Consider the following 14,210-nt stretch of genomic DNA (forward strand, 5'->3'; position numbering starts at 1 on the left):
AAAAAATTTCAAGCAGATACAAAATGTGACAAAGTTCACACTTTATATCTAGTAGAATAGTAGTAAAATTTGAGAATTGATACTATAATTTATATTTATGATGCAAAACCAAAAGCTTCAAGTCGAAAGACGTCGAAAGCTTGATTGTTAGGTATGCGGGGGGAATTTTAATGGAAAATGCTGTGAAAGAATCAGTGGAAGAAATTGGAGAACGGCGGGCAAAATCTTTTAAATGGTATACGAACTGGAAGTTTATTACAACGGGTATAATCATTATTATAGCGCTCATATTTGGGGCAATCAGCTATTATCAGGCCAACCATTTTAATGCAAATATCAAGATTAATGGCGTAAATGTCAATGGACTGACTGCTGACGAGGCACTTAACAAATTAAATACAGCTGTTTTAAAAAACGTCGTCTATGTCGGGCAACAACAAATTTTTGATGGACAAGATACGAAGATGGGTTTTACAGATAAGGATCTGGCAGGTGTTAAAAAATTATTAAACAGCCAGCGAACGTATTTTCCTTCTTCAAAGGCAAAAGAATTTTCATTAATGCCGAGCCAACCCGATCAGTATCGCAGCCAAGAGATGAAGAAACAAGTGGAAGAAAAGCTACTTTCAATGAATAAGAGTTTAACTGCGCCTAAAGATGCGAAGGCCAGTTTGGAACAAGGTAAAGTTGTCGTCTCAAAAAGTAATGATGGACAGCAGCTTGATTTCGCCAGTCTATTAAAGGACTACGAAAAGCAGGGATATACGAGTGAAATCCGTTTGAACCCTGTATACATCCAGCCAATCAAAGAAGACAGTCCGATTGTAAAAAATGAACAGAAAAGGCTAGAAGAACTCCTTCTGCAAACCGTTGATTATAAGGTACAGGATAAAGTTTTTTCGTTAAAAGGCAGCGAATTAATTAAAAATGCCTCTGTGACAAAAGACTTGAAGGTCACGATTGACCCAAGCGATATTAACGAGAAAATTGCTGAAATTAATAGTTCTCAATCCACATTAGATAAAGATTTCACATTTAAGACCCATTCAGGTGCAGTCAAAACTGTAAAAGGAAAAGGCTATGGCTGGGCATTAGATGTGGAAAAAGAAACAACACAGATTAAGAAAGCTTTTGAAAAAGGCGAGAAATCGATCGTTGCTGCTAATATTATCGGACATGGCTGGAGTGGTGAAGGCTATGGTTATGAAACGACATCAAACAATGGTATCGGTGATACATATGCTGAAGTTTCGATTGCACAACAGCGGATTTGGATTTACAAAAATGGTAAATTAGTCGTCACATCGAATGTTGTGACCGGGAAACACAGCACCGGTAATGATACATCAAAAGGAGTGTGGTATATTCTTTATAAACGCACACCTTCGATACTAACGGGCAGAGAACTCGGAGGAAAACCAGGTTATTCCGTAAAAGTTAATTACTGGGCTCCTTTTACGAATGATGGACAAGGATTTCACGATGCGGGCTTCCGGTCAAACTGGTCAAGCCAAGCCTATCTTACAGCAGGATCGCATGGTTGTGTCAACACACCGCCAGATGTTATGAAAACCGTATATAATAATCTCAGCACATACGAGCCAGTGGTCATCTATTAAACAATCGATTAGAGTCAGGAAATCGTCAATGATTTCCTGATTTTTTATGTGGAGTTTCTACTTTTTTGCCTCATCAAGAAAAAGACAAAAAGCGATCATCCATCCTGACGGCCTATTAAGGAATCCAAATCTAAATATATTTTTCATAACTGAGGTACTATAGAGATAGGTTCAAAATTCATAAATAAGTGAGGCAGAAAAAAGATGGAACTAAATAAAGATTGTATGTATTGCATGAAGGATGAAAGACGAGACAATCTTATGATTGAAATATGTGAGTTGGAGGTTTCAACAGTCTTTCTTTTTAAAGAACAGACGTATACTGGCAGATGTAATGTAGTTTATAAGGATCATGTTAAAGAACTATTTCAGCTCAGTCATGATGAATTAGCGTCTTTTATGAACGATGTAAAAAAGGTAGCTGCAGCGGTCGATCAGGCTTTCCAACCAAATAAGATTAATTATGGAGCGTATGGTGATACGTTACATCATCTACATATGCACATTGTGCCTAAGTATGAAGGAAAAGAAAATTGGGGGTCCACTTTCGAGATGAACCCAGGAAAAACATACTTAACAGAAGAAGAATATCATAACATGATTGAGACAATAAAAGGAGCTCTGTAACATCTATTGAAAGTTATTTGTAAAATTGAATCAGGGTCGGTACCGAGTAAAATTTCCGTGCCGTAAGAGGGAGAAGTGTGAGTGTAGCGCACTTCTCTTTTGTTTGCCTTAAAAAAATGGCTTAAATTAACTTAAAATTTATGGGAATGTTATCTAAAATTAACAATTTCTCCTTATCCTAAAGTAGTAATCCACTAAAGGATTGGGAGGGGAGAACTGAGTGAGGGCAACTTTGAATTGGGACGCAGTGAAAAAGGCAATTCCTGCTATTGTTCTTACGACCACAATATCTGCGGGTTTTGTTTTGGCCAACGGAAATTCTGAATCTCCAGGCATACCCAATAACACCGAGAATGATAAGAACCGTTTCATTCAAGTACAATTACTCGGCCTTAACGATTTGCACGGACAATTGGACAGGACCCGTAAATTTAACGGAAGGTATATGGGCAAAGTCGAATATCTAGCAGCCTATTTGAAGCAAAGGAAAGGGGAGAACAAAAACACTCTTTTGGTCCATGCAGGTGACATGGTTGGTGGCAGCGCACCCGTATCTTCACTTTTGCAAGATGAACCTACGATTGAAGTGTTGAACAAAATAGGCTTTAATTTGGGAACGTTAGGGAATCACGAATTTGATCGGGGTGTGAAAGAAATGATGCGCCTGATCCACGGTGGAACCAACCCGAAGGCCGGATACTTTGAAGGTGCTCAATTCCCTTATGTATGTGCCAACGTTATTGACGAAAAAACGGGTAAACTGATTCTCCCTCCCTATGAAATTAAAACGTTTAATGGCATACCGATCGGATTTATTGGAGTTGTATTGAGCGATACCCCCAAGATTGCGAATGCGAGTGTATTAGTGGGAGTAAAGTTCACAGATGAAGTGAAAGCCATTAATAAAGCAGTGGCAGAACTCAAAAAACAAGGCGTTAAAGCTATCGTCGTTCTTGCGCACAATGGTGGCAGTCAGTCCGCCCTGTCTGGTGCCGCTACCGGAGACATCATTGATATCGCCAAAAAGGTAGACGATGAAGTAGACGTGATGTTTGGCGGTCATACTCATACGTATCTTAACGCAGAAGTGGACGGAAAGCTGCTTGTTGAAGCTTATTCTTACGGAACAGCTTTCTCCGACGTAGACTTAGAGCTTGATCCGGCAACTAAAGAGATCGTGACCAAAAAAGCTGAAATTGTAAACGTCTATCAGGATGCCATCAAACCGGACGAGGAAATTAAGAAAATGGTGAAAAAGTACGAGGCCAAGGTTGCTCCCATCGTAAGTAAAGTCGTTGGAACGGCTGAAAACGACATTACCGGCATTAAGAACAAAAGCGGTGAATCCGCTTTAGGAAATCTGATTGCCGATTCCCAACGAAAAGCCATGAACTCTGACTTCGCTTTTATGAACCCTGCTGGAATCCGGGCCGATATCCAAGCTGGGGAGGTCAATTGGGGAGAGCTGTTCACCATTCTACCGTTTAAAAACAATCTAGTTAAAGTGACTTTGACCGGCGACCAAATTCGCCGAGTCTTGAATCAGCAATGGCAGCCGAAGGGAATCGTGCGTATGCTGCAAATTTCCGGACTGAAATACACCTGGAGCGGAACTAAGGGTACGAAAAGAAAAGTCCTTGATATCTTCCGTGCTGACGGGACCCCTATTAACCCTGATTCCAAATATACAGTTACAGTTACAAGCTACCTGGCTAATGGCGGTGACGATTTCACCGTTTTCCTTGAAGGGACAAACAAAGTGGACGGACCGGTTGACATCGATGTCTTTGAAAATTATGTGAAGCAGCTGAAGCAGCCATTTGCTTCATTGATCGAAGGACGAGTCACGAAAATTAAATAACCCCATGTTAGGAGACCTGTTCTACATTTTCAGTAAACTACCAAGCTGCCACTCTAAGTGTGCAGTAAAGGCAGGCGAGGGTGACAATTACCCTTATTGTCACCCTCATTTTTAAAATTAACACAATTTAATCCTAAAAAATAAAAAAGCTTGGCTTAATGCCAAGCCCAATCTATATTACAGCTGGGTGATCACTTCTTAAATATTTATTTTGAAAATCGTCCTACTAACGCCCAATACAGGAATAAGCTGAAAACAGTAATGAGTGAAAGAACCAATAAAATATTACTATATAAGGAAGCGTCCGGATTATTTAGATGTTCTAAGATATTTCCATTCATTGATGAGTTATCCATCATTGCTGCTGTATAGGCTATTCCAATGGAAGCAGCTACATTAAGAATCAAATTATAAAATCCGACCGCTGTTCCCGAGTTTTCTTTCGCAATAGTGCTAACGCATGAATCAATCATCGGGGCATACATTAACGCAAACGAACTAGAGAATAACATCATGGAAAATACGAACACAATCACAGAACTTTGTACAAAAAATCCGCCTACCAATAGACTGGTTGTAATACCAACCATTGCAATAGTAATACATTGCCTGGTTCCTAATACCCTAGCGATTTTTCCAGAAAGTGCCCCAACAGTGGCGGCTAAGACATAAGCTGGAATTAGCAATAATGAAATGGTATTAAGTTTCAAATCATAAAGCTTTTCAAGGAGAAACGGAAATAAGAAAATATACGCTAATTGCACTGAGTAAATAACAAAAGCGATGGCTAACAAAGAGATGAAACGCTTATTTTGGAAAAATGAAATGCCAATGAAAGCTTTAGAGTCCTTGCTGATATAAACTATGAACAAGGCAATTGTGGCAATAAACACGAGAAGATAAATATAGTTAAAACCAGTAATATATAACAATAGGGATGCAGCGATAGCTCCTACTAGAAATAAGCCAATTACATCAACATTACCGCCTTTCCTCTCATCTTTTGGTAGATATTTCAAAATAAAAGGAAGGGTAAAAAGGGTTACCAATGGAACTAAAAATAGAGTTGTCCAATGAAAATAAGTGGAAATATATCCCCCAGTCAATGCTCCAATTACCTGTGAAAGGGCAAAACTGCTGGTACTTAATCCCAAAAACTTCTTTTGTTCACTTGGAGGCAAGTGTTTAGCCACAAATATTACATATAACGTTTCAGCTGATGCTAACCCGGCGGTTTGGATAATGCGTGAAAAAACAACCAGGATGAACGAATGCTGAAAAATATAACCCAAAACTGAACCGATACATATTAACATAATACCCACAATAAAAAGTCGTCTAATACTGACGGAATCCGCCAGGGCTGCGTATACAACTGCTCCGATTCCAATCATAAGTCCAGCCAAGGTGGCTTGCCAGCTAACCGTGGTTGCAGAAATATTAAAATCTTTTGCCATATCTACCGAAATAATTTTAAAGGAATTGTCAATGACCAAACATAATAAAAATAATAGTAAGATAATAGGTACAGCTTTTTTCACATTATATTCCTGAGCTTCCGTCACACTTTCACTTACACTCATTGTAGTCATTTTACTATTCTCCTCCTCTTCCAGAAATAAGTCGTTTCTATGTTGCCTAGATTATTGGCTGCCACTCAGGATAGTGCTCCGCTTAAGCAAGTTCCAATGCGATTTCCATCATATTGGTAAAGGCTGTTTCTCTTTCTTCCGATGTTGTTTGTTCATTTCTAAAAATATGGTCACTTACCGTTAAAATCGTAAGTGCATTAACCCCTGCATGGGCAGCATTCATATAAAGTCCCGCAGTCTCCATTTCAACACTTAAAATCCCCATTTTACTCCATTTTTCTACCGCTGTTGGATCCGCATTATAAAAAATATCACTTGTAAGGACATTTCCAACATGTACTGGAAGGCCTTTTTCATCAGCCACTTTTTTGGCTTTTTCCAATAGCGAAAAAGATGCAATATTTGAATAGTGTCCAGGAAGATTATATTGATGTACATAATGGGAATCTGTCGAGGCACCCATTGCGAAAACGATATCATACAAGTTCAAATGATCCTGAATTGCACCACATGAACCAATGCGAATCAAGTTTTTTACACCAAATACATGAATCAGTTCCCAAGAATAAAGACTCATGCTAGGCATCCCCATTCCTGTTCCCATAACCGATATTTTCTTTCCATTATAAGTTCCTGTATAGCCAAACATATTACGAACGGAATTGAACTGTACCACGTCTTCCAAGTAGGACTCGGCAATAAATTTGGCTCTTAATGGGTCCCCTGGTAAAAGGATGGTCTCTGCAATCTCTACCCCATTTGGTTTGATATGTGCTGTTTCTTTTAGTTCACGTGTACTCATTTTAATTTCTCCTTTTATTAGAATTTTGCGGAGTTACCAAAAGTAACCTTCACACTCTACATGTTTCCGCTTACATTTACTTCATGCTAAGTCCATTTTAAAACAATGTTGTATAGTTGTATAAAAACTTGTATGCAATTCATAATGAAAAGAATATCACACCATAAATCTGATAACAATATATTTTTTTTACAGCCAAATAAAAAAACAGTGCATTTTATAAGAAATGACACTGCTTTCAATGAATTTATTTATTTTTTGTCAGCCTGAAAATTATTTGGATACATTGATAGTAATTTGACTGAACTCAGTTGGGATATAGTATTTATTATAGACAACAGGATATTTGTCGCTGATGTATACACTTTCTAATATCAAATCACATTCTTCTGCGTTAAAAATTTGATATTTTAGTGATGGTTTATTGATGGATTTGGAACGCTTAATTTCGATAGTGGATGAATTCGCAAGTTCATATACTTTTTGATCAAGCATTTCTAATAATTGTTGTTCATTCTGTAAATCTAAATTTAATTCAGAAACTGCTTCTATTGCCATAATGGTAAAAGCATATGCTACTACCTGATCACCGCTTTTATACCACCGTTCATAAGCAACAACTGCGGTCATATTGCGATGCAGTACTTGTTTGGCATAGTCACTTACTAGTTCAATTCTAAAATCCAGTTCTACGTCATCCACTTTTCCAGGATAGCATTTGTATAAAGGATTCCCCAGCTTTTCCAGTCCAACCATATTTCTATTATGATGGAATTTTGTAATAAAATTACCTTTCCCATGGATATTTTTTACCAAGCCATCTTCTTGTAATAGCGACAAAGCATGTCTGAGTGTCATTCTGCTGACACCAAATACTTTTGCCAATTCAGGTTCCGTTGGGAGCCTGCTGTCAGGAGGAAACGTTCCATCCATAATAAGTTTATATAATTTATCATAAACAATCGCAAATAATGGCCGTTTGGTTTTATTAAGATCATCAAGTTTATCTTTCATTTGCCTACACACCTTTAAATAGACTTGCTTATTCATTATATAAACAACCTAAAATACAATACAAGCTAATCTCTGTTTATTATTCAACTTTATATAATGGATGGTTTCTCCACGATTAGCCATTCGATCCGAGGATTATTCGTGGAATGGATTTGATTGTTGTTGAAATTATCCTGACGAGTTTAGAAATTGGTGGATGGTTATAAAGGATGTACATTTTAAAAAAAAGGACACCTAATGACTTCGGTCCGGGTGTCTCTTTGCTTTGATCTGTCACCAACAAAAAAGGGCCAGTCCCCAACACATAACTTAGTGTGGGACTGACTTTAGAGACTTGTATAACAATTTCAACTAAGCTTTACTATACGTTAATTCTCTCAACCCGAGGACATCTGATACAGACTGGGGATTGCGCCCATACAGTTCCCTGGCTTTAAAAGCATGTACATCATCATATATAGTTTTCATTCGGTCATACACCCATTCTTCCGTTCTATGTACTGGTGACCAGCAAAAAATGTCCATTTTATTCAACTCATTTGTGACCATATGGATTCTTTCATAACGAATGGTATCCCTCTTAAAGAAACCATTTTTTTCATAAAAGTGTATTCTTTTTTCCGAGTCGGGATCTATAAGAGTAACTGGTTCAACCTCTAGTATGATCGCTTTCCCCTTTCGTTTTAGCTGATCAAGGATCGTACTGCCTCTCCCATTTCCACGGTTGTTTCGGGACACTAGTATATAGTCTATGAAGATATAATCAGACTTTTCGAAGTAGACTAGTACATGTTCTTGGCTTTCCTCTAATTGATAGATTCCTTGTTTTTCTTGAAAAAGGATTTCAAAGTGCTTTTTGGATTTCATTTCTTTTTCTGGAAAATAATCAGTCAATCTACTATACCAGTCTCTCATCACATTACCCCTTAGCCCGAATTTTTGATTATGACAACATCTATACTGATGTCTCCCCTATTTTAGTAAATCAATGTAAATTATTTATTAAGATAGTTTGGAATATTTGTATGGTTTTTGTAAATCTGAAAATTATAATAATTAATTTTGCTAAAATAGGGCTGTTATGATCTTTTAAATATTTCAAATAGGGAGAGTTATGCAGATGAAAGAGAACAAGGATAAAATAACGGCATTACTGGGCTGGAGCCTGCACGCAATTGAAGCGATTGACAAAATGAATCGACCATATGTGGTTGTTGGTCCCCCTGAATTTGAAGGTTTTGCTGCCACCCATGGAATCCAGTTTGTCCCATGGATATTCGACCATTTAGAGGAGCGGTCGAATGAACTCTACGAAAATTTAAAGGATCTTAATACAAAAATTGCTGTACCAATCTACGAGGAAACTGTTGAATGGGCTGGCGCCATGAATGCAAGGCTCCAGAATAACCCACGCATTTTCCATAAATCTCTGCTACTCCGAGACAAAGGGTTGATGAAGCGTAAAGCACAAATGGCAGGCATCCGTGTGGGAGTATTTGCGGAAGCTCAAAACAAGGATGATATCTATCGCTTCTTACATAGAGTAAATGAGGCATTAATCAAGCTGGATGGTGATCCGAATGACCCCATCCATGTGAAGCCATTTAATAAAGCAGGTACAGTCGGTCATTACATGATTCGGGATCGACATGAGATTGAGCAAATTTCTGATTCTGAATTTCCACTTCTTATGGAAAGCCATCTGGATGGTCAGGAATTCTCCTGTGAGGCCTTTATCCATGACGGCAAGGTGAGGTTCCTAAATATTACCGAGTACGTAAAGCTTGGTCACTCTAACTTCGTTCCTGCTTCCCCTTCCCTTGAAGAATGGCGGCCGCAGATCAAGGAAGCGATTGAGAAGCTTGTGGACGCCTTCGAAATCAAATATGGCCTCATACACCCTGAATATTTCATTGCTCCGGATGGGACATTGAATTTCGGTGAGGTGGCTGCTCGTGTTCCTGGTGGACATATTTTTGAGTTGATCGAAAAGGCATACGGCTTCAGCGCGTTTCAGGCCCAGGTGCTGTGCAGCGACCCCGATACAACAGAAGAAGAACTTGAGGCCTTTTTCCCTGAGGAAGTGGTATCTGCAATGGGGTATGCTGGCAGCCTTATGGTATATCCAAACGTAAAAATCATTGAAAAACTGAATATACCTGCTGAACTCAAAAACCATCCTTATTTTGAAAGACATGATATGTTCATTCCTGTCACATCCAAAGTGGCAGAACGGGTGGGCTTTGGGAACCATTACGGGACGATTTTCTTCTCTGGGAATGACAGCGAAGTAATGAGGACACTCATGAAAAAATATGAAAAATATGATTTTTACCTTTAAGGAGGGAAGAGAAGGATGAGTAACCTAACAGAAGTCTTAAAAAATAGATTTGAAACGGCACTAGACAGGCTTGAAGAGGCTAAGACATTCGCGAAAAGCATGTACCAGACTGACGTCTTTCAACTGGCAATTGAACTTGCTGGTTCAGATGATGGAATGGCCATTCTCTATGGACATGCCCCTAGGTTTGACAAAGCTGGCGTTTTCCATGGCGGCCCATGGGAGGACCCGGCGAAAATGCAGCCTCCGCTTGTCGGGGGTTCATTAAAGCTTAAAGATGTTCATTCCATTATTGAATTGTTAAGTGAAATGAGAATGCTTGCCATTGCCAAAGGAGATTACATACATGAAAGCTTAAGCCAGGAAAAGGCAAGAGCATTTTTAAATGAAATCCTGGCTCTAAATCTCGACCTTTTGTTCCCTCCGGAAATCGAGGAAAACCGGCTTCGATTAGAAGATCATATGATTCGGGCACAGCGCTTGTTCCACTACCTGGGTCAAGAGCTTTCCTTCAGGGCGATCGCTGATAAAATTGTTCAGGAGATAGACCGTCTGACAGTACAGCGCCCGATTATGCCCCGGCGGATTTTAGACATTATCAGCATGTCTGAACCACTAATTGAAAGTGTAATGGATGAAAAAACTTCGGAAGCTTTAAAAAAATACAAACGTGCTGCCACTGCACCTACACCTCTAAGCAAGGATGCCTCCAATCAAAGGGAATACAGGCTCAGTTTAGAGGATGCCTATGCTGATGAGCTTGAGGCTGAGGCTAAGATTTTTGCAGGAGCGTTAAAAGATACGGGGCTTGTTTCACCCTATAATGCCGTGCTGCTACGGTTCCTTAACCGGAAGTATCCTGACTTGATTCCAGCTGCCCTTGATTTATCGGAAACAGGGACTGCGAGCTTTAATGCCAATAGAGAACTGATTCATGACATGATTCAGCTGTCTATTTTTCCTGAAACACGGCAAGCCATTTACGGCCTTGCAAGAATGCTTGACCGCGGAGCTCTGACACAGGATCACCTGCTGCCTGCCATTCGCCGCCTGTTTGAACTCCCGATCCATTCTGAGGTCAAGCAAATCCTTTCAAAGCCTGAATATGAACAGTGCGGGATTAGCCTAAACGGTGTGCTCGTTGCTGGAGTAATTAGTGTTCTCGGACAACCTCTTGGTGTAGGCCAGGGTCTCAATCCAACCTGCCAGTCAGCGAGAGCCATATCTCTCTGGTCCCAGCATGGAATCAGCCAGCTTCTCGAATACATTGCCCGTGCCGCCCGTGATAATGATATTGACATGACATTTGAAGGGGTGACAATCCACTCAAGCCTCCTAGCGGGGGGAGTTGCTGGAGAGATCCACCAAGATTTGGATCCTGTATCGATTGTTCTTGTACCCCACCTCGATAAAATTTATAACGAAATGATGAAACGGACGCTCCTTCGCGGAGAGGACGGTCACAAGTGGGTGAACCCAGAATTTTACGGTGAGTGGATACCGAAGGGCTTTATTAATGTAATCGATCCATTCTCACTGAAAGTCGCAAATTATTCCACTTTCGTCAGGCTGTTCTATGCGACCCACCATCCGGATTATAATGAAGGGTACGAATTAATTTTTCCAAACCCGGTTGGCATTTTCACGACAAACGCACACGGGACGCTGCTCGGACTTCACGCCGTATCGATACAAAGGATTAAAAAAGATCAGAGCGGGGATTACCGGATTTATTTTTACAATCCGAACAACGACAGCGGCCAGAATTGGGGTCAAGGAATAGAGCCGAGCGTTTCAGGTTTCGGTGAACTTGAAGGTGAATCGTCCCTGCCGTTTCACGAGTTTTTATCAAGGATGTACGCCTTTCACTATAACCCATACGAACAAGGAGACATCTATATGGTTGAAGACAGCCTTGTTAAAGAAGTGGAAGCACTGGCAAAAGACAGCTGGGGGAAAAATTATGTGTGGCATGATCATGTAAATCCAATATTACTTTAAATGATTAATTTTACCTTGAAAAAGAGATCTAGTAATAAATATACAAGTTGTGCCCGAGGAGGATCGTAATGAAAGTATCTATCATTGGTACTACTGGATATGGCGGTGGTGAACTTTTTCGCCTATTACATCATCATCCTTTATTTAGTATACAATCTGTGCATACGACTAGGGATGAGATTCCATTATATGAAGAGTTTCCACATCTGAATGGAATTACAAGCTTAAAACTTGAGCATATCGATGCTAGAGAAATAGCGAAGCATTCAGATATCGTTTTTATAGCCGCCCCATCAGGGGTATCTAGTAAGCTTGTTCCAGCCTTCTTTGGGACAGGTATTCAAATTATCGACTTATCTGGTGACCTGCGGCTTACCGATGGAGAAATGTATAGGAAATGGTATAAGCACGAACCAGTTGAAAGAAGTTTATTGGATAAAGCTGTTTATGGGTTGAGTGAATGGAATAGAGAAAAAATTATCGATGCTAAATTAATCGCTAATCCTGGCTGTTACCCTACAGCCACGTTATTGGGTCTTGCACCAGTGGTAAAAGAGGGACTGATTGACCCGGATATGATCATCATTGATGCAAAATCTGGTGTTTCCGGAGCTGGAAGATCTGTATCTAAAAGCTTGCAATTCTCTGAAATGAATGAAAATTTCAGAATATATAAGGTAAACGAACATCAGCATATTCCTGAAATCGAGCAGCAATTGAACCTTTGGAATGCAGGAGTTTCATCTATTACTTTCAATACACATTTGCTGCCGATTACAAGAGGAATCATGGCTACCATATATGTAAAGCTTACAGAAAATGTCAATACTGATAGACTCATTGAATTATATAATGAACAGTATTTGAGGAGCCCATTTGTAAGAATCAGGAAGATAGGTAATTTTCCTTCTGTAAAGGAAGTATCAGGATCCAACTATTGTGATATTGGTTTACATGTTGACGAGAGAACAGGAAGGTTAACGATTGTTTCTGTCATCGATAATCTCATGAAAGGTGCTGCCGGTCAGGCGGTTCAAAATGCCAATTTGATGAATGGATTAGATGAGAAAACGGGATTAGAATTTATTCCCTTGTACCCTTAAGGAGGATTTGGAATGCAAACATTGTTAATGGATAAATTAGTTGAAATTGAAAATGGGAATATTTTATCGCCACAAGGATTTCGGGCAGCAGGGGTCAATGCAGGCCTCCGATATGCTAAAAAGGACTTAGGGGTCATTATTAGTGAAATCCCGGCTTCAGCTGCAGCAGTTTATACCACAAACCAATTCCAAGCGGCTCCTTTACTAGTAACTCGAGAAAGCATTGCGAGTGAAGGGCTCTTACAGGCTGTTGTTGTAAACAGTGCTTGTGCCAATGCTTGTACAGGAGTAAGAGGACACAAGGATGCATTAAAAATGCGCTCCTTAACATCTGAAAAATTCAATATTAAGGAAACTTATGTGGCTGTCGCATCGACAGGTGTCATTGGTAAGTATTTAGATATGGATAAAATCACAAACGGCATTCAATCATTATCACCAGGCAAATTAAACAGTGATGCAGTTGATTTTCAAGCTGCAATTCTGACGACCGATATTGTGATGAAAAGTTGCGGATACTCAAGCGTAATCGACAGCAAAACCATTAAGATTGGGGGAGCGGCAAAAGGGTCGGGCATGATTCATCCGAACATGGCTACCATGCTTGGTTTCTTAACAACGGATGCAGCCATCTCTTCTGAAAATTTATCGGCAGCCTTAAAAAGGGTAACCAATAATACTTTTAATCAAATTACCGTGGATGGAGATACCTCTACAAACGATATGGTGCTCGTTATGGCAAATGGGCTGGCAAAGAATAATCCGTTAACTCCAGAACATCCAGAATGGGAAACATTTGTTGAGCTTTTAACAAAGGCTTGTGAAAATTTAGCAAAGCAAATTGCTATGGATGGAGAGGGAGCTACGAAGTTAGTTGAAGTCGAGGTACTTGGAGCAAAGGATCATGAGGATGCAAGATTCATTGCCAAACAAATTGTTGGTTCAAATTTAGTGAAAACCGCCATATTTGGTGCCGATGCCAACTGGGGACGAATCATCGGCGCGATCGGGCAGACAAAAGCCGCGATTAACCCTTATACAGTCGACATTGCCATCGGCCCCATTAAAATGCTGGAAAATAGTGTACCATGTGTGTTTTCAGAGGACGAAGCACGCAATTATTTAAATCAGCCATTGATTAAGATTTTAGTTAATCTGCATGTGGGTAAAGGAGCCGGTAGGGCATGGGGCTGTGACCTATCTTATGACTATGTCAAAATTAATGCCAGCTATCGTACGTAAGGATTGGA

The 14,210-nt window shown here is 39.8% G+C and carries 11 protein-coding genes; 7 read left to right on the forward strand and 4 right to left on the reverse strand.

The window, feature by feature from the left end; translation table 11 throughout:
• Positions 1-170 precede the first annotated feature (170 nt).
• The 3 genes from J7E63_RS15100 (at position 171) to J7E63_RS15110 (ending at position 4,107) form a co-directional block, all read left to right on the forward strand.
• Positions 171-1,619: a L,D-transpeptidase family protein gene (locus J7E63_RS15100; protein ID WP_215013697.1), complete on the forward strand. Its 1,449-nt coding sequence runs from the start codon at positions 171-173 to the stop codon at positions 1,617-1,619.
• 204 nt (positions 1,620-1,823) lie between these two features.
• Entirely contained in the window at positions 1,824-2,246 is a 423-nt protein-coding gene (locus J7E63_RS15105; RefSeq protein ID WP_215013699.1) for an HIT family protein, read from the forward strand.
• A 220-nt stretch (positions 2,247-2,466) separates the two neighbouring features.
• Positions 2,467-4,107: a bifunctional metallophosphatase/5'-nucleotidase gene (locus J7E63_RS15110; protein WP_215013707.1), complete on the forward strand. Its 1,641-nt coding sequence runs from the start codon at positions 2,467-2,469 to the stop codon at positions 4,105-4,107.
• Positions 4,108-4,313: 206 nt separating this feature from the next.
• On the opposite strand, the gene J7E63_RS15115 is transcribed toward J7E63_RS15110, so the two are convergent.
• The 4 genes from J7E63_RS15115 to J7E63_RS15130 form a co-directional block, all read right to left on the reverse strand.
• Positions 4,314-5,690: an MFS transporter gene (locus tag J7E63_RS15115; RefSeq protein WP_374193739.1), complete on the reverse strand. Its 1,377-nt coding sequence runs from the start codon at positions 5,688-5,690 to the stop codon at positions 4,314-4,316.
• A 91-nt stretch (positions 5,691-5,781) separates the two neighbouring features.
• Positions 5,782-6,501, reverse strand: a complete 720-nt coding sequence (gene deoD, locus J7E63_RS15120) for a purine-nucleoside phosphorylase (protein ID WP_215013711.1) — start codon at positions 6,499-6,501, stop codon at positions 5,782-5,784.
• Between the two features lie 273 nt (positions 6,502-6,774).
• A complete protein-coding gene (locus J7E63_RS15125; RefSeq protein ID WP_215013773.1) occupies positions 6,775-7,515 on the reverse strand; it encodes a GntR family transcriptional regulator in 741 nt (246 codons plus the stop codon).
• Between the two features lie 351 nt (positions 7,516-7,866).
• Complete coding sequence (locus J7E63_RS15130; protein WP_215013713.1) at positions 7,867-8,430, reverse strand: GNAT family N-acetyltransferase; 564 nt, start codon at positions 8,428-8,430, stop codon at positions 7,867-7,869.
• Positions 8,431-8,635: 205 nt separating this feature from the next.
• Between J7E63_RS15130 and J7E63_RS15135 the strand changes: the two genes are divergently transcribed.
• The 4 genes from J7E63_RS15135 to argJ all read left to right on the forward strand — a co-directional run bounded on the left by J7E63_RS15135 (position 8,636) and on the right by argJ (position 14,202).
• Complete coding sequence (locus J7E63_RS15135) at positions 8,636-9,856, forward strand: ATP-grasp domain-containing protein (protein ID WP_251033551.1); 1,221 nt, start codon at positions 8,636-8,638, stop codon at positions 9,854-9,856.
• 15 nt (positions 9,857-9,871) lie between these two features.
• A complete protein-coding gene (locus tag J7E63_RS15140) occupies positions 9,872-11,857 on the forward strand; it encodes a hypothetical protein (protein ID WP_215013717.1) in 1,986 nt (661 codons plus the stop codon).
• Positions 11,858-11,925: 68 nt separating this feature from the next.
• Positions 11,926-12,960 (forward strand): N-acetyl-gamma-glutamyl-phosphate reductase, encoded by a 1,035-nt coding sequence (gene argC, locus J7E63_RS15145; RefSeq protein WP_215013719.1) that lies wholly within the window; start codon positions 11,926-11,928, stop codon positions 12,958-12,960.
• 12 nt (positions 12,961-12,972) lie between these two features.
• Positions 12,973-14,202 (forward strand): bifunctional ornithine acetyltransferase/N-acetylglutamate synthase, encoded by a 1,230-nt coding sequence (argJ, locus tag J7E63_RS15150; protein WP_215013721.1) that lies wholly within the window; start codon positions 12,973-12,975, stop codon positions 14,200-14,202.
• Positions 14,203-14,210 lie beyond the last annotated feature (8 nt).

The organism is Bacillus sp. ISL-75, assembly GCF_018613095.1.

Bases quoted from the DNA above. Each gene is read 5' to 3' on its own strand.
- J7E63_RS15100 (WP_215013697.1), top strand. From the start codon at position 171: ATGGAAAATGCTGTGAAAGAATCAGTGGAAGAAATTGGAGAACGGCGG.
- J7E63_RS15105 (WP_215013699.1), top strand. From the start codon at position 1,824: ATGGAACTAAATAAAGATTGTATGTATTGCATGAAGGATGAAAGACGA.
- J7E63_RS15115 (WP_374193739.1), bottom strand. From the start codon at position 5,690: ATGAGTGTAAGTGAAAGTGTGACGGAAGCTCAGGAATATAATGTGAAA.
- deoD (WP_215013711.1), bottom strand. From the start codon at position 6,501: ATGAGTACACGTGAACTAAAAGAAACAGCACATATCAAACCAAATGGG.
- J7E63_RS15125 (WP_215013773.1), bottom strand. From the start codon at position 7,515: ATGAAAGATAAACTTGATGATCTTAATAAAACCAAACGGCCATTATTT.
- J7E63_RS15130 (WP_215013713.1), bottom strand. From the start codon at position 8,430: ATGAGAGACTGGTATAGTAGATTGACTGATTATTTTCCAGAAAAAGAA.
- J7E63_RS15135 (WP_251033551.1), top strand. From the start codon at position 8,636: ATGAAAGAGAACAAGGATAAAATAACGGCATTACTGGGCTGGAGCCTG.
- J7E63_RS15140 (WP_215013717.1), top strand. From the start codon at position 9,872: ATGAGTAACCTAACAGAAGTCTTAAAAAATAGATTTGAAACGGCACTA.
- argC (WP_215013719.1), top strand. From the start codon at position 11,926: ATGAAAGTATCTATCATTGGTACTACTGGATATGGCGGTGGTGAACTT.
- argJ (WP_215013721.1), top strand. From the start codon at position 12,973: ATGCAAACATTGTTAATGGATAAATTAGTTGAAATTGAAAATGGGAAT.